Genomic DNA, 15313 nt, shown 5'->3' on the forward strand with positions numbered 1-15313 from the left:
GGGGCGGGGGGCGGGGGGGGGGGGGGGGGGGGGGGGGGCCCCCGCGCCGGGGGGGGGGGGGGGGGGGGGGGCCCCCCGGGGGGGGGGGGGGGCCGCCCCGCCCCCGGGGCCCCCCCCCCCCGCGCCGCCGTCTCCGGCGTCCGGTCTTCAGTTCTCGGTCACCGCCGTCTCAGTCGCCGCCGTCCCGGTCCCCGTGGTTCCGAGCGCGGTGGCTCCCCGGGCGGCCCCGCGGTCAGGGGGCCTTGGGCGGCCACCCGCCCGGACGCGTGGTCTGCCCCACCTCGATCAGGTACCCGTCGGGGTCCCGCAGGAAGCAGCGGATCTCCGGGAAGCCTCTCTCGATCGGCGGCGTGATGAACTCGGCGCCCCGCGCGGACCAGTCGGCGTACACGGCGTGGATGTCCGAGACCCGCAGGTTCAGGAAGCTGCTGACCCGGTCCGGGTCCTGCGGCGTCTCCAGCACGACGGTCGGCTTGTCGTCGGTGGGGCCGCCGCCTTCGTTGATGATGATCCAGCCGTTGTGGAACTCGATGATCGACGGGACGCCCGAGCGCAGGGCCCGGCCGCCGAGGACCTCGGTGTAGAAGCGTCGCGAACGTTCGACGTCGTCGGACACGATGAAGTGCGTCATCGCGACGTCGTAGGCGGGCGCGTTCTCGCCGGTCACAGTGCCTCCGGGGGCTCGTTCCGGTGTTCGAGGGAATCAGTTCCCTTCCACAGTACCGATTCGCGGTGGTCTGGGTGGTGTTCCCCGCCCCCTCGTCGGCCCCCGCCTGAAACGCACGGCAGAAAGGACCGCCCTGCGGGCGGATCCGCTAGCAGCCGAGGACGCTTGCGCAAGCGACCCTGCTAGCGAACCAAATCCGGCCCACGTTCAGGGCGTCGATGCCGACGAAGGAAGCGGCGCGGATGAGGGAGACCCTTGATCTCCTCGGGGGCATCGGCGGAACCGTGGTTGGCCCCCACGCCATGGCGAAGACGTTCGACATGCTGGGGCCCGGACTCCCTGGCAGGCCGCGGCGATGCGGTCAGTTCTCCGGGCACAGGCATGACTCCTCCGGTGTCCCGGATCGCGGGGGAAGCCCGTGCCGCGTCCCGGCGGGGCCGCCGGGACGGGGCCGGGGTCAGCCCTGGCCGACGAAGGCCGCCAGCAGCAGCCAGACGACGGGGGCGGTCGGCAGGAGGCTGTCGAGGCGGTCCATGATGCCGCCGTGGCCCGGCAGCAGGGTGCCCATGTCCTTGATGTCGAGATCACGCTTGATCATCGACTCGCCGAGGTCGCCGAGGGTGGCGCTGACCGCGGCGGCCAGGCCCAGCAGCAGCCCCTGCCACCAGTGGCCGCCGTCGATGGAGAACTCCATCAGCAGCGCTCCCGCCACCATGGCGAAGCCGATCGCGCCGGCCAGCCCCGCGCGGGTCTTGCCGGGGCTGATGCGGGGGGCGAGCTTGGTGCGGCCGAAGCGCCAGCCGACCGCGTAGGCGCCGGTGTCGCTGACCACGGTGAGCACCAGGAAGGCCAGCACCCGGCGGGGACCGTCGTCCGCGGCGAGCATCATCACCACGAAGGTGGCGAGGAAGGGCACGTAGAAGGCCACGAAGACGCCCGCCGTGACGTCCCTGAGGTAGTCGTGCGGGGGCTGGGCCATGCGCCAGACCAGGACCGCCAGCGCGGTGAGCGCCATTGCGATCCACGCCCCGTCGGCACCCCGCAGGTACCCGGCGATCACCATGGCCGCGCCGCCCGCCACGAGCGGCACCAGCGGCGCGTGGATGCCCTTGCGCTCGGCCAGCCGCGACGTCAGCTCCCACACACCGACCGCGACGGCCACCACGACGACGCCGACGAAGACCTGCTTGACGAGGAAGAGCGACGCCAGCACCACCACGCCGAGGCCGACGCCCACGCCTATCGCCGCCTGGAGGTTCCGCCCGGCGGACTTCTTCGCGGGGGCGGGCGGCGGAGGCGTCGGCTGGGACGCCGGCGGCGAGGGCGGCATAGCTGGAGTCTTCCTCCCGGTGCGGCTTTCCGCCGCGGAATACGCCGCCGGGGCGGTGACCGCGGCCGCGGCGACGTCGGCGGCCGCGGCGTGCGCGGTGTTCTCCGTTACTCCCCGGTGACCGGCGCGCGGCGAAGCGCCCCAGGAAGAGTCGTTCACTGAGCTTCGCCTCGCGTCGTCGTCGGGGTGTGCGGAGGGGCGGGTGCGGGCCGGCGGGCCCTCGGGCCGTGGCCGGGCCCGGAACGGGCCGCGGGAGGCCCGTGAAGGGCCCCGCGGGGCCCGGGAGGGGCGGGACGGCGCGAGGCCGTCAGACCTCCAGCAGCTCCGCTTCCTTGTGCTTGAGCAGCTCGTCGACCTGGGCGACGTACTTCGCCGTCGTGTCGTCGAGCTCCTTCTCGGCGCGGCGCACCTCGTCCTCGCCGGACTCGCCGTCCTTGACCAGCTTGTCCAGGGTCTCCTTGGCCTTGCGGCGGACGCTGCGGATGGAGATCTTGGCGTCCTCGCCCTTGCCCTTGGCGACCTTGATGAACTCGCGCCGCCGCTCCTCGGTGAGCTGCGGGAAGACCACCCGGATGATGCGGCCGTCGTTGCTCGGGTTGACGCCGAGGTCGGAGTTGCGGATCGCCTCCTCGATGTTGCGCAGGCTGCTGCTGTCGAAGGGGGTGATCACCGCCATCCGCGGCTCGGGCACCGCGAAGGACGCCAGCTGGTTGATCGGGGTGACCGTGCCGTAGTACTCGGCCACGATCTTGTTGAACATCGCCGGGTGCGCGCGGCCGGTACGGATCGCCGCGAAGTCGTCCTTGGCGACCTCGACGGCCTTCTCCATTTTCTCCTCGGCCTCGAGGAGGGTTTCTTCAATCACCATGTGCTCCTGGTTTTCAGAAGGCGGGGCCCTGCGGGCGCGGCCCCTGCGCGCGTCTGTCCTGCACGGTGTCCGACCGGCAGCGTGTTGTCCATCCCCTGATGCCCCGTGGCGGCCTGCGGCTAGCCCCTGGTGCCCTGGGTGTTGACCAGTGTGCCGATCTTCTCACCCTTGACCGCGCGGGCGATGTTGCCCTCGGCGAGCAATTCGAAGACCAGGATCGGCAGCTTGTTGTCCTGGCACAGGGTGATGGCGGTGAGGTCGGCGACGCGCAGGTCGCGCGCGATGACCTCGCCGTATTCCAGGGCGTCGAACATGGTCGCGTCCGGATTGAGCTTGGGGTCGGAGTCGTAGACCCCGTCGACCCCGTTCTTACCCATGAGCAGGGCGGCCGCGTCGATCTCCAGCGCGCGCTGGGCGGCGGTGGTGTCGGTGGAGAAGTACGGCATGCCCATGCCCGCGCCGAAGATCACCACGCGGCCCTTCTCCAGGTGCCGCACCGCGCGCAGCGGGATGTACGGCTCGGCGACCTGGCCCATGGTGATGGCGGTCTGCACCCGGGTCTCGACGCCCTCCTTCTCCAGGAAGTCCTGGAGCGCCAGGCAGTTCATGACCGTGCCGAGCATGCCCATGTAGTCGGAGCGCGCCCGGTCCATGCCGCGCTGCTGGAGTTCGGCGCCGCGGAAGAAGTTGCCGCCGCCGATGACGAGGGCGAGCTCGTAGCCGTCCGCGACGACCGCGGCGACCTCGCGGGCGATGGCGTGCACGACGTCGGGGTCGACACCGAGCCCGCCGCCCCCGGCGAAGGCCTCGCCGGACAGTTTGAGCAGGAAACGGCGGCCCGCGCCCGCGCCGGGCGCGCCGGTCGGGGCCTGAGCGGCGGCTTGGTTCATGGAGATCTCCTCGTGCACGTACAAAGGAGGCCACTGCCGCGGGTCCTTGTGGGTTCCCGTGACGGCAATGGCCTCCTTGTCACCTCTGCGGCCGGCCGGCGGGCGGCCGGTCGCGTACGACCCTAGCGGGCTCCCGGGTCAGACGCCCACGCGGAAGCGCGCGAAGGCCTTCAGCGTCACGCCGGCCTCGTCGAGCACCTTCTGCACGGTCTTCTTGGCGTCCTTGGCGAAGGACTGCTCCAGGACGACGTTCTCCTTGAAGAAGCCGTTGACGCGGCCCTCGACGATGCGCGGCAGGGCGGCCTCGGGCTTGCCCTCCTCGCGGGCGGTGGCCTCGGCGACGCGGCGCTCGTTCTCCACCGTCTCGGCGTCGATCTCGTCGCGGGTCAGGTACTTCGGAGCGAAGGCGGCGATGTGCTGGGCGACGTCCTTGGCCGTCTGCGCGTCGGCCTTGTCCAGCTCGACCAGCACGCCGACCTGCGGGGGCAGGTCCGGGCTGGTGCGGTGCAGGTAGGAGGCGACGTAGGTGCCGGCGAACTGCGCGAAGCGGTCCAGCACGATCTTCTCGCCGAGGGTCGCGTTGGCCTCGTCGACGAAGGCCTGCACGGTCTGGCCGGGCTTGATCTCCGAGCCGAGCAGCGCGGCGATGTCGGCCGGCTTGCTGGCGGCGACGTGCGCGGCGATGGCGTCGGCGACGGCGACGAACTTGTCGCCCTTGGCGACGAAGTCCGTCTCGCACTTCAGCTCGACCAGGACGCCCTCGGTGTTGTCGTCGGCGATCAGGGACACCACGGCGCCGTTGGAGGCCGAGCGGCCCTCGCGCTTGGTGACACCCTTCTGGCCCTTGACGCGGAGGATCTCGACGGCCTTGTCCAGGTCGCCTTCGGCCTCGGTGAGGGCGTTCTTGCAGTCCATCATGCCCGCGGCGGTCAGCTCGCGGAGCTTCTTGACGTCAGCGGCGGTGAAGTTCGCCATGGGTCTGTGTCTCTTCCCGAATGGTCGGTGGATCTACGGGTGGACGGCGGGGGCGCAGGCCCCCGCCGTCGTCACGCGTGGGGCCGGCGGCCGTGGTCGGCCGGCCGGCCTCAGGTCAGGCCTGCTCGGCGTCGCCCTCGGCGGCCGGAGCGTCCGCGGCCGGGGCCTCGGGCTCGGCGGCGGCCGGGGTCTCGGCCTCAGCGGCAGCCGGAGCCTCGGTCTCGGCGGCAGCCGGGGCCTCGGCCGCGTCGTCGGCCTTCTTCTCGCCTTCCAGCAGGTCGCGCTCCCACTCGGCCAGCGGCTCGGAGGCGCCCTCGGCCTTCTTGTCGCCCAGCGCGGCGCCGGAGCGGGCGATCAGGCCCTCGGCGACGGCGTCGGCGATCACGCGGGTGAGCAGCGTGACGGAGCGGATCGCGTCGTCGTTGCCCGGGATCTTGTAGTCGACCTCGTCGGGGTCGCAGTTGGTGTCGAGGATCGCGACGACCGGGATGCGGAGCTTGCGCGCCTCACCGACGGCGATGTGCTCCTTCTTGGTGTCGACGATCCAGACGGCGCTCGGCACCTTCTGCATCTCGCGGATGCCGCCGAGGGTCTTCTCCAGCTTGTCCTTCTCGCGGGAGAGGACCAGGAGCTCCTTCTTGGTCAGGCCGGACGAGGCCACGTCCTCGAAGTCGATCTCCTCGAGCTCCTTGAGGCGCTGCAGGCGCTTGTAGACGGTCGAGAAGTTGGTGAGCATGCCGCCCAGCCAGCGCTGGTTGACGTAGGGCATGCCGACGCGCGAGGCCTGCTCGGCGATGGCCTCCTGCGCCTGCTTCTTCGTACCGACGAACATGATGGAGCCGCCGTGCGCGACGGTCTCCTTGACGAACTCGTAGGCGCGGTCGATGTACGACAGCGACTGGAGCAGGTCGATGATGTAGATGCCGTTGCGCTCGGTGAAGATGAAGCGCTTCATCTTCGGGTTCCAGCGGCGGGTCTGGTGCCCGAAGTGGACGCCGCTCTCCAGCAGCTCCCGCATCGTGACGACGGCCATGGCCGTACTCCTTGAAGTGCTCGGTTACCGCGACAGCCGGACGGCGGTCGCGCCTGACGCCCCGGCGCGCCGTGCCACGAGGGACCGAGGGGCGCGGCCACCGCCCCGGAGACGGGGCTGATGGCGGGGCGTGCGAAGTCGACCCGGTGACCCGGATCGCCAGAGAAAGTGTACGGGACCCGTGGAGTCCCGGGCGACACCCGAGTTTTCCACAGGCGGCGACCATGATCGTCTTTCGCCGGCCGGATGCGGGATCGTCGTGCCATGGCGTTCACAGCAGTGTGGTTGACGATGGTGACGGCGCTGCTCGCGGCTGCGGGCGGCGCGCCGGGAGGGGCCGGGGGGCCGGGAGCGGCTGCTCCGGCACGGCAGGGCGCGGGGCGCAGCTGGCCGGTGGCGGGGCAGGGGCCGCGCGGGCGGCCGGTGGTGCTGCGCGCGTTCGAGGCGCCCGCGACACCGTGGGGGCCCGGGCACCGCGGGGCGGATCTGCGGGCCGGGCCGGGCGCGGCGGTACGGGCGGCGGCGCCGGGCGAGGTGGTCTTCACCGGGCAGGTCGCGGGTCGGGGGGTGCTCGTGCTGCGGATCGGGCCGGATCTGCGGATCACGTACGAGCCGGTGCGGGCCGCGGTCGCGGTCGGCGCCGAGGTGGCGGCGGGACAGCGGGTGGGCGTGCTGGAGGGCGCGCTCGCGCACTGCCCGGAGGCGTGCCTGCACTGGGGGCTGCTGCGCTCGGGGCCGGGCGGTGACGTGTACCTGGACCCGCTGTCGCTGCTGCCCCGCTCGATACGGCGCGGCGGGCCGTCGCGGCTGCTGCCGGTCTTCGGCGTCAGCCGGTGACGCCGCGCAGCGCCATGGCCACGGCGGCGCGGGTGATCACCTCGGGGTCCTCGGCGGCGCCGAGTTCGATACGGCGTACCGCGGCGTCGACGACACCCTGGAGCAGCATCGCGGTCAGCCGCGGCTCGGCGTGGCCGAGGTCGGAGAGGGCCGCGACGACCATGGCCACCAGGCCGCCGTGGGCGGCGCGGATCTTCTCCCGGGCCCCTGCGTCCAGCTCGCCCGCGGAGATGGCGACGACGGCGCGGTGCCTGCGGTCGCCGACGAGGGCGAGCTGGCTGCGGACGTAGGCCTCGATACGCTCCCCGGCGGTGCCCGCGGCCTGCATCGCGGCCTCGACCTCGGCGGCCCAGACGGGGAAGTCGACGGCGCACAGCTCCTCGACGACGGCGGCGCGGGAGCGGAAGTACTCGTAGACGGAGGAGCGGGCGAGCCCGGTGCGCTCGGCGAGGGCGGGGAAGGTCAGCGCCTCCGTGCCGCCCTCGGAGAGCAGGGCGCGGGCGGCGTCCAGCAGGGCCCGGCGCTGCATCGTGCGGTGTTCGGCCACCGAGGCCGCTCGAATCCTGGGCATCCCACCACTGTAGACACTGCGGAGGCGCCGTCAGCGGCCGACGTCGGCGAGCTTTGCCCGCAGTTGAAGCACGGACTTGGTGTGGATCTGGCTGACCCGGCTCTCGGTGACACCCAGCACCTGGCCGATCTCGGCCAGGGTCAGGCCCTCGTAGTAGTAGAGGGTGACGACGGTCTTCTCGCGCTCGGGGAGGGTGTTCACGGCGCGGGCGAGCAGGCGGCGCAGCTCACGGTCCTCGGCGACCTCGACCGGGTCGTCGGCGCCGGTGTCCTCCAGGGTGTCGACGAGGCTGAGCCGGTCGCCGCTCTCCGCCCCGACGTGCAGCAGCTCCTCCAGTGCCACCACGTTGGCCAGGGACAGCGCGCTGAAGACGCCGTGCAGCTCCTCCAGCCCGACGCCCATCTCCGCAGCCACCTCCGGCTCGCTGGGGGTGCGGCGGAGCTTGGCCTCCAGCGTGGCGTACGCGCGCTCCACCGCCCGGGCCTTCTGGCGTACCGAGCGCGGGATCCAGTCCAGCGCGCGCAGCTCGTCGATCATGGCGCCGCGGATCCGGGTGATGGCGTAGGTCTCGAACTTGATCGCGCGGTCCGGGTCGAACTTCTCGATCGCGTCGATCAGCCCGAAGACCCCCGAGGACACGAAGTCCGCCTGCTCGACGTTGGCCGGAAGCCCGACACTGACGCGGCCGGCGACGTATTTCACCAGCGGCGAGTAGTGCAGGATCAGCTGCTCGCGCAGCCGCGCGTCCCCCGTGGACTTGTACGTCCGCCACAGCTCGTCGAGCGACGTGGGGGCAGGGGGCCGAGCGGCGGCGGGGGCCGCGGTCGCGGCCGTCTCCCGTTCGGACCCGGGGGTGTGCTGGGGCATGCGTCGTTGTGAGCCGTTCTGCCGTGACGTGGACGGGGAATCGAGCCTCCGAGAGCGTAGCGTGACCATAGTGTCGCTCATTGCTACGTCATCCGTTCGGGACATGCGCAGATACGTTCCTCTGTGGCCGCACGGGCACCGGACCGGCTGCGGGCCCCGGCACGGTTGCTCCGGAAGACCCGCACCGGACATGATGGGCCGCCTCTGCGGCCCGGACGCCACTCCCGGCAGTCGCCCCAGGTCACAGGGCTGCGGTGTCACCTGATGGTGTGCCGTCGGCGTCAACCGGCGGGCCGCGCGGAGCTGTCGCGTGCGGTACGGACCAACTGCCACCTCCCGTCCAGCCGTTCGACGAAGCCGAGCGCCTGCAATTCGACGAGCCTGCCCAGCGTGTCGTCGCAGGAGGCCCCGGCCTCCGCGGCGATCTCCCGCTCGTCCGCGGCACCCCGTCCCGGCACGGCCTCCAGCACCCGGGCCGCCGCGGGCCCGAGCAGATCGCGCGGCAGCACCGGACCGCGCCGCTCCGGTGCCAGGTCGGCGCCGATCTCGCCCACCAGCTCGACGACGTCCGCGGCGTCCGTCACCACGGCCGCCCCGTCCCGCAGCAGCTCGTGCACCCCCTCGGACAGCCCGCTCGTGCACGGGCCCGGCACCCCCATGGTGATCCGCCCCAGCGTCGCGGCCCGGCGCGCGGTGACGAGCGAGCCGCTGCGGTAACGCGCCTCGACCACCACGGTGCCGCGGGTCAGGGCGGCGATCACCCGGTTGCGCAGCACGAAGCTTCTCTGCACCAAGCAAGTTGATCTTGTTTCGGAGAGGGCAGGCCGTGCGGGACGTGGGGTTTTGACTCACCAACGTGACCCTAGGTAGAGTCGCTACTTACCCGCCAGAGCGGGGCCCTACCGCCGGTGCGCCAACACCTGTAGGGCCCCGAGGAGACCGAGCCCAGGGACGCGTATGGACCACATCAATCTCACGCCCGCCACGGCAAAAGTTCTAAAGGAGCTGCTCGACGACATTCAGAACAGGCACTACGGCAGGGAAATCATGCGAGCCACGGGACTGAAGAGCGGATCACTGTATCCGATCCTGGCCCGTCTAGAACGGCAAGGCGTGATCAAAGCCGAGCAGGAGGAGATCGACCCTGCCGAAGCGGGCCGACCCGCCCGTCGCTACTACAAGATCACCGGCGAAGGCGCTCGGACCGCGCGCCTTGCGCTTGCCGAATTGCACGAGGCCACAAGGGTCTCAGATCGCCAACCTGGATTTAGCCCAGGTCTCACCACCTAGGACGGAAAATAGATGGTCGCACTCCTGGCGGAAGGCGCCAACGGAGACAGTAGCCTCCTGCAGCACCTCGCCGCGTTCACGCTCGCCGACTGGACGTTGGCGGTCGTAGCGGCGCTCATTGCCGCTGTGCTGCTCGAATTGGCAGCCATGATCAAGAAGGCGGTCACCTCACGGCTCCCTTTCCTGATCTTGCGGTGCACCGTGGTGATGATGCCCTTCAAGGAATGGAGGTTCTTCTATCACGAGGTCTGGGAGCCGGACCTGCACGACATCCTGACGTCGAAGGGCGACGAACCCAGCCCCGGCGAGAATATTCGCCGGTATCTGCAGGCGCTCATCTTCGCTCTCGGCCTTGTCGCGGGCGGAGCTATCCGCACTCGACTGCAGCGGCGCCCGAAATCTCGATCGCGTCGGGTGAACTCGCTTGCGCAGTTGTCGGCCGTGGCTGCCACCGCCGGAACCGTGACGGTGTCCCTCGTGTGGTCGACTAAGAACGAGGTGCTGCTCGGCTTCATCCTCGTCGGGTATGGCCTGGTGTCACTCTGGGTGTTCGCTCGGGCATTAATGATCACGAGGGAAAGGTGGGCCAAGAAGTCTCGGTGATGCGTGTGGGGCCCAGGAGCTAGCTGGGCCCCACACGTATGACTGTGACACGGGACCGATGGTGCTGCGCTGCCGGGGAGACTTGAGTCTCCCCGGCAGCGCGTCTGTAGCTTGCCTTGTCAGCCGTCTTGCGGCCTGATGCCGGGGATGCCCAGGCCCACGGGCGGCCTCCGGGTCAGGCGCGCGGCTTCGGCCTGTTTGGCCTTGAGGAAGGTCAGGGTGAGATCGATGCCCTCGATCTCACCATGCCATTCTTCTGCTTCAGCCCGTTTGCGGCGGAGCAGCAGATCCTTCTCGATCTCGCCGAGTCTGCCAAGCATCTTCGGGTTGACCTGCAGCATCGGGCAGCGGATGCACGCGTGCTCGTGGTTGCAGGCGGTCCCGTAGGGGCGAGCGCAGTTGCCGAGCTCGACCTTGCGCTTGTCGAAGTGCTCTTCGAAGTCCGCCCACTCTTCGGGGCTGACGTCGGTGTACTCGCTCTCTGGTCGCAGGGTCCGCCGATGGTTGAGGAATCGCTGGTAGTGGGCAACGACGTCCTCGGCGAAGACCGCAACGTAGCCCTGGAGGGTCTGCAGGTTGAGGTGACCGAGCAGAGCCGCTCCGATGTGGATCGGCAGGCCGCCGTTGATGATGTCGGTGGCGAAGAGCCTCCTGAAGTCGTGTGGGGTGAAGGTCATGTCGGCGAAGGCCGGATTGGTCTCGGCCAACTCCTCACAGCTGCGGGCGAGCATGTGTAGGACCGTGGTCGGTGACATAACGCTGTGGACGGTGCCCATCTGCCTTTGGAACAGGAACGGCATCGGCTCTGACCAGGTTTTTTCGTAAGGGTCGTAGCGGTTCAGCTGCCGGATCGGCTGACCGTCGGCGGTGAGCCGGCGGATGATCTGGGCGATGGCGTGGAAGAGGTCCGCCGACATCGGAATGACCCGCTCGCGGTCACTCTTGGAGGGGGCGACGACCAGCAGCGCGATGACCTCGCCGTTGGGCCGGCGGTATTGCCGGATGCTCAGGTGGGTCAGTTCGACCAGTTCCTCGACGCGGATTCCGCTGTGTCGCATGACTTCGATCTGGGCCCACTCCCAGAAGGCGGTGTCCTCGGCGGCGGTGACGTCGACCGTCGCTCCGTCGGGGTCCAGCACCCTTATCGGTGGCTGTTGGTCGTGCCGGGCCCGTTGCCGGTCGCGCTGGGAGTTCTTGCGCCGGTAGTGCTGGCCGCCGTAGGTGAAGGACTGGCCGAGCGGAATGTCCCGAGCTGCCTGCAGAAGGCCGGCGAAGTGCTCGTGCCGGGCCTCGACGTGAGCGACCAGGGCGGGCAGGAGCGGCTGGCGGATCCGGACGCGATGGGCCATGCGCTGGTGGACTTCGCGTTTGCGCTTGGCGAAGCCTTTCAGGTCGCGCCGTCGGATCGGGCAGGGAGCAACCCACCGGGCCCACCGCTCAGGCTCCTGCAGCGACCAACTGTGCAGGTCCATGTAGAGGGCGCGGACGGCCAGCAGAATTCCGCTGGTGTCCTTGCGCTTCTTGTCCTTGTGCTTGTCCCATAGCTGGATCTCTGCCCGCCACTGGTCGTAAACCTCCGGGCTGAGCACAAGGTCCGCTTGGCCGGGTTTGATCTGCTCGATTTTGCTCCAGAACTGGCTGGCCAGTCGGCGTGCCAGGTTCTCAGTAGTGATGTAGTCGGTCACCGCGCGGCGGCGGGCAAGGTAGTCGATGAGCATCTGCCGCACCTCCTGATTGGCGATCGAATAACGGTCGACCAACTGCTCGACGGTCAACTGGCCGGTGGAAATGAAGGCTCGCAGCGTAGGGGGCGTGCCAGGAGGGAAATGCCCCATGCCGTGCAGGACCGACCAGGCGCCCAGTGCGGCGAACCGGTCCGTGCGGCCGCTAGCGCCGCGGCTGACACCCAGGCGGCGGGATTCGGTGGAGTAATACAACAGCGCCGTCGGCGTCAGGTCCGCGAGAGCTATGCCCTGGGTCGTCAACGCGGCCGCCAGGTCGAACCTCGCCCGGGCCTTGTGCGGGTGCCCCAGATCCGTTCTGGCATCGACGGCCTTGAAGAAGGCATCCAGGTCGGGGTCCTGCTGCAGCACCCGGAACAGCTCGTCGTACTTCAAGAGCTTGTTGGCCCGCATACCGCCAACGGAGGGCTGGATGATCCTCATGCAAAAGGCCAGCTTCACGCCGGCCACCAGAGCATTGCTGTCGTCCTTGCCGCAGGCGACGGACGACACGCCGACGGCCTCGTCGCCGTCGAAGCCGCCGGCCTCCCACCGCTCCTGCCAGGTCAATCCGGGCAACGTCTCCAGGTGCCCCAGCAGCCGATCGAGTCCTCTCGCTTGCCGCGGTGTGATCGTGATGCCCAGCTCCAGCCTGGCCAGGCGGCCGATCTCCGAGGATGAAACCTTGGATAGGTCACCGAACGGTCCCGGAGGCACCTCCGGCCGCAGGGCGGGGGCCGCTTTGGTCGACGCAGTCACAAACCGAGACGCAGGCGCCGGGATGAACGGCTGATCGTCGTACTCCACCCGCCGGTTGCGCAAGGTGAAGGCGTCGGGCGCCGTCGCTGGAGCGTCAGCCACCGAACACCGCCTTGAAGTCCTCGGGGTCGTAGCCGGGCGCCATGGTCGGCTGTGGCTTCGGGGCGTTGTAGTGCGCTTGGAGTGCGTCGAAGAGGTCCTCGACCCGGGCCCGCAGGTAGCGGCCGGTGGTCGACAGCTCCTTGTGTCGCAGGATGGCCTGCACCTCCACGAGGGTGAGGTTGGGGTCGTTCGCCATGCGCTCGGCCGCGGTGTGGCGCAGGTCGTGCAGGGTCCAGTTGGTGCCGAGCTTGGCGTTGGCGCGCTGGATGACCCGACGCATCGCCCAGTAGCTCAGCGGCCTGTCGGGACCACGGCGGGTCCGGAAGACGCGTTCGTCGCTTGGCGGCATCCCGGATGCGTCCAGATAGGCGGCCAGGATCACCAGAGCCTGGGGGCTTGCAGGTATTTTCTCCCGTTCCTGCGTCCCCTTCGTGATGACGTAGAACGTCTGGCCCTGCCAGTCGATGTCCGCCGGAGTGACCCCCAGCAGTTCCTCGGCCCGTGCCCCGCTGGAGACGTAGAGCAAAATCGCGGCCCGGTCCCGGTCGTGCGTGAGCACGGCGAAGAACTCGTCCCACATCGCGTCGGGAATCGCCCGCGGATCGGCCTTGGGCACACGCTGGCGCCACCGCCCCCGCCGGAAGGGCGGCAGCGGCGCCGACGGCGCGGAGTGAGCCAGCGCCTCACGCTGCTCCTTAGAGGCTGGCACAGGGCTTATCAGCGGCCCGCGACCGTACTCGCTGTGGAAGTCGTAGAAGCTGCTGACCACGGTCAGGCAGTGGTTGATCGTGGTCGGGGCGTAGCCGGCTTTCAGGTGCCGCTTCCCAGTCCGCGGATTGACCGCCCCGGGCTCCGGTGCGCCGGTCTTGAAGCGCCGCCGCTGCGGATTGGGCGCAGACCGCAGCCAGCCGACCATCGCGTCCACCTCAGCCCCCGTGGCCCTGTCCCAGGTGACGTCAAGCAGCCACAGGAACCGATGCCACCGCAGCAGGTCGTACGCGTAGCTCCGAACAGTCAGCGGACGGCTGTCGCTCAGCGATAAGTCCCGAAGGTAGGCCTCCACCGGCGCGACCGGTGCCCCGTCGGCACCCAGCACCGCGTACTGCGGGTGCTGCGTATCCAGCCGGACCACCGATCCAACCTTCGGGACCATCACCAGCCCTTCCATCAACTGGCGATGCAAACTCAACGTCACTGGCACCTCCTGACATCCGACAGCCAACGCGCTGTCGATCAACACTCAGAAGGTGCAGTTAACACACCGGCTCCTGGTCGGATGGTCGCCGGGGGGCAGCTCGCCCACCAGCAGGCCCCGCTCGGCGATCCCCTCGATCAGGGCGGTGTTGCGCGGCGGGTACGCGACATCCACCCCGCAGGCCAGCACGCCGATCGTGGCGCCGCCCGCGCCGAGCGCCGCGCGGTGGGCCGCCCGGTCCACCCCGTGGGCCGCACCCGACACCACCACCCAGCCCGCCTCGGCCAGGCCGGCGCCGAGCCGGGCCGCCATGTGGGCGCCGTAGTCGGTGCAGGCGCGGGCGCCGACCACGGCGACCGAGCGCAGCGCCCACAGGCGCAGCGACGGCCGGCCCCGCACCCACAGCCCGAACGGCCGCTGCGGCCCCAGGTCGTCCAGCTGCCCCGGCCAGTCGCCGTCCGAGGGGCAGACGAAGCGCGCCCCCACCCGGTGGGCGGCCGCCAGGTCCGCCGCCGGATCGGCCCGCGCCGCGCGGCGGGCGTAGCGGGCGGTGCGGTCCGGACCCGCCCCCGGCAGGGCGTGCCCGGCGCGGGCGGCGCGCAGCGCGGCCTCGGCCCCGCGGTCCCGCAGCGCCCGCCCCATCACCTCGTCCCCCGGGTCGGCGATCCTGGTCAGCGCGGCCCGCGCCAGCCGCTCCTCCCATCCGGCGTGGACCGCGAGCCCGGTGACCGCCTCCCCGCCCGCACCGCACCCGGCGCCCGCCGCGTCCCGCGCCCATCCGGCGGCCGCCGCGTCCCCGGCCCCCGGTGCGGCCCGGGCCCCCGCACCGCACGCGGCGCCCTCCGCACCCCCGGCTGTCCGGGCGTCCCCGCCCCCCTCGTACGCCGCCCGCAGCGCCGCCTCGTCCGGCGGGCCGGGCGGCGACGTCGCGGTCACCGCAGGCTCCCGGCGGGGGCGAGGCCGTGGCTGACGCCCGTCCGCAGTTGCAGGGCCGTACGGATGTCCTCGGCGTCGGGTCGGGGGTGTCCCGCCAGGTCGGCCAGGGTCCAGGCGACCCGCAGCACCCGGTCCAGGCCCCGGGCGGTGAGCAGGCCGCGTTCCATGTCGCGCTCGGCGGCGTGCAGCGCACCGGGGGCCACCGGCCAGCGGGTGCGCAGCTCGTGGCCGGGCACGTCGCCGTTGGCCCGCCAGGGTGTGCCCGCGAAGCGGACGGCGGAGCGCTCCCTGGCCTCCCGCACCCTCGCCGCGACCACGGCCGTGCTCTCCCCGGGGCCGCGCCCGATGAGTTCGCAGCGGCCGACCGCCTCGACCTCCACCCGCAAATCCACCCGGTCCAGCAGCGGACCGGAGAGCCTGCCCTGGTAGCGGCGCACCGCGGTGGGCGAGCACTCGCACCCGGCGCCCAGCATCGAATACCGGCCGCACGGGCACGGATTCGCGGCCAGCACCAGCGTGAAGCGGGCGGGCAGCCGCATCACCCCGGCGGCCCGTGCCACCACCACGTGCCCGGACTCCAGCGGCTGCCGCAGCGCTTCGAGGGCCTTCACCGTGAATTCCGGGGCTTCGTCCAGGGACAACACCTGCATTACAGGTGCCTACGGGCAG

At 70.9% G+C, this 15313-nt stretch carries 14 protein-coding genes and 2 pseudogenes; 3 read left to right on the forward strand and 13 right to left on the reverse strand.

Annotation, left to right across the window (positions count from 1 at the left end; all coding sequences use genetic code 11):
- Positions 1 to 232: 232 nt before the first annotated feature.
- The 6 genes from ACH4SE_RS14660 to rpsB form a co-directional block, all read right to left on the reverse strand.
- The gene (locus ACH4SE_RS14660; RefSeq protein WP_398544091.1) at positions 233 to 631 is read right to left on the reverse strand and encodes a VOC family protein; all 399 of its coding nucleotides are present in this window, start codon (positions 629 to 631) and stop codon (positions 233 to 235) included.
- Between the two features lie 493 nt (positions 632 to 1124).
- Positions 1125 to 2156, reverse strand: coding sequence for a phosphatidate cytidylyltransferase (locus ACH4SE_RS14665; protein ID WP_398543743.1), 1032 nt, complete (start codon positions 2154 to 2156; stop codon positions 1125 to 1127).
- 148 nt (positions 2157 to 2304) lie between these two features.
- Positions 2305 to 2862, reverse strand: a complete 558-nt coding sequence (gene frr, locus ACH4SE_RS14670; protein ID WP_398544092.1) for a ribosome recycling factor — start codon at positions 2860 to 2862, stop codon at positions 2305 to 2307.
- 122 nt (positions 2863 to 2984) lie between these two features.
- Positions 2985 to 3755, reverse strand: coding sequence for a UMP kinase (pyrH, locus tag ACH4SE_RS14675; RefSeq protein ID WP_398543744.1), 771 nt, complete (start codon positions 3753 to 3755; stop codon positions 2985 to 2987).
- A 138-nt stretch (positions 3756 to 3893) separates the two neighbouring features.
- Positions 3894 to 4730 (reverse strand): translation elongation factor Ts, encoded by an 837-nt coding sequence (gene tsf / locus ACH4SE_RS14680; RefSeq protein WP_398543745.1) that lies wholly within the window; start codon positions 4728 to 4730, stop codon positions 3894 to 3896.
- A 115-nt stretch (positions 4731 to 4845) separates the two neighbouring features.
- Positions 4846 to 5763 (reverse strand): 30S ribosomal protein S2, encoded by a 918-nt coding sequence (gene rpsB / locus ACH4SE_RS14685; RefSeq protein ID WP_398543746.1) that lies wholly within the window; start codon positions 5761 to 5763, stop codon positions 4846 to 4848.
- 264 nt (positions 5764 to 6027) lie between these two features.
- On the opposite strand from rpsB, the gene ACH4SE_RS14690 reads away from it, so the two are divergent.
- Complete coding sequence (locus ACH4SE_RS14690) at positions 6028 to 6600, forward strand: peptidoglycan DD-metalloendopeptidase family protein (protein ID WP_398543747.1); 573 nt, start codon at positions 6028 to 6030, stop codon at positions 6598 to 6600.
- Here ACH4SE_RS14690 and ACH4SE_RS14695 read toward each other — a convergent pair.
- The 3 genes and pseudogenes from ACH4SE_RS14695 to ACH4SE_RS14705 all read right to left on the reverse strand — a co-directional run.
- Complete coding sequence (locus ACH4SE_RS14695; RefSeq protein WP_398544093.1) at positions 6590 to 7147, reverse strand: TetR/AcrR family transcriptional regulator; 558 nt, start codon at positions 7145 to 7147, stop codon at positions 6590 to 6592. The genes ACH4SE_RS14690 and ACH4SE_RS14695 overlap by 11 nt on opposite strands.
- A 54-nt stretch (positions 7148 to 7201) precedes the next feature.
- The gene (whiG, locus tag ACH4SE_RS14700) at positions 7202 to 8038 is read right to left on the reverse strand and encodes an RNA polymerase sigma factor WhiG (protein ID WP_398543748.1); all 837 of its coding nucleotides are present in this window, start codon (positions 8036 to 8038) and stop codon (positions 7202 to 7204) included.
- A 281-nt stretch (positions 8039 to 8319) separates the two neighbouring features.
- Positions 8320 to 8862, reverse strand: a pseudogene (locus ACH4SE_RS14705) (DNA-processing protein DprA); the annotation flags it as partial.
- 133 nt (positions 8863 to 8995) lie between these two features.
- Between ACH4SE_RS14705 and ACH4SE_RS14710 the strand changes: the two are divergent.
- A complete protein-coding gene (locus ACH4SE_RS14710; RefSeq protein WP_398543749.1) occupies positions 8996 to 9328 on the forward strand; it encodes a PadR family transcriptional regulator in 333 nt (110 codons plus the stop codon).
- A 12-nt stretch (positions 9329 to 9340) separates the two neighbouring features.
- Positions 9341 to 9931: a hypothetical protein gene (locus ACH4SE_RS14715; RefSeq protein WP_398543750.1), complete on the forward strand. Its 591-nt coding sequence runs from the start codon at positions 9341 to 9343 to the stop codon at positions 9929 to 9931.
- 119 nt (positions 9932 to 10050) lie between these two features.
- On the opposite strand, the gene ACH4SE_RS14720 is transcribed toward ACH4SE_RS14715, so the two are convergent.
- The 4 genes and pseudogenes from ACH4SE_RS14720 to ACH4SE_RS14735 form a co-directional block, all read right to left on the reverse strand.
- Positions 10051 to 12513 (reverse strand): tyrosine-type recombinase/integrase, encoded by a 2463-nt coding sequence (locus ACH4SE_RS14720; RefSeq protein ID WP_398543751.1) that lies wholly within the window; start codon positions 12511 to 12513, stop codon positions 10051 to 10053.
- Positions 12506 to 13750: a tyrosine-type recombinase/integrase gene (locus ACH4SE_RS14725; RefSeq protein ID WP_398543752.1), complete on the reverse strand. Its 1245-nt coding sequence runs from the start codon at positions 13748 to 13750 to the stop codon at positions 12506 to 12508. The genes ACH4SE_RS14720 and ACH4SE_RS14725 overlap by 8 nt, the downstream gene beginning before the upstream one ends.
- Before the next feature lie 3 nt (positions 13751 to 13753).
- Positions 13754 to 14644 carry a DNA-processing protein DprA gene (locus tag ACH4SE_RS14730; RefSeq protein WP_398543753.1) on the reverse strand — a complete coding sequence of 297 codons (891 nt, stop codon included), beginning with the start codon at positions 14642 to 14644 and terminating at the stop codon, positions 13754 to 13756.
- Positions 14641 to 15288: pseudogene (locus ACH4SE_RS14735) on the reverse strand (ATP-binding protein); the annotation flags it as partial. The gene ACH4SE_RS14730 and the pseudogene ACH4SE_RS14735, both read right to left, overlap by 4 nt.
- Positions 15289 to 15313: the final 25 nt, after the last annotated feature.

Origin of the sequence: Streptomyces sp. NPDC020983 (genome assembly GCF_044333485.1) — a bacterium.
Lineage (GTDB): Bacteria > Actinomycetota > Actinomycetes > Streptomycetales > Streptomycetaceae > Actinacidiphila.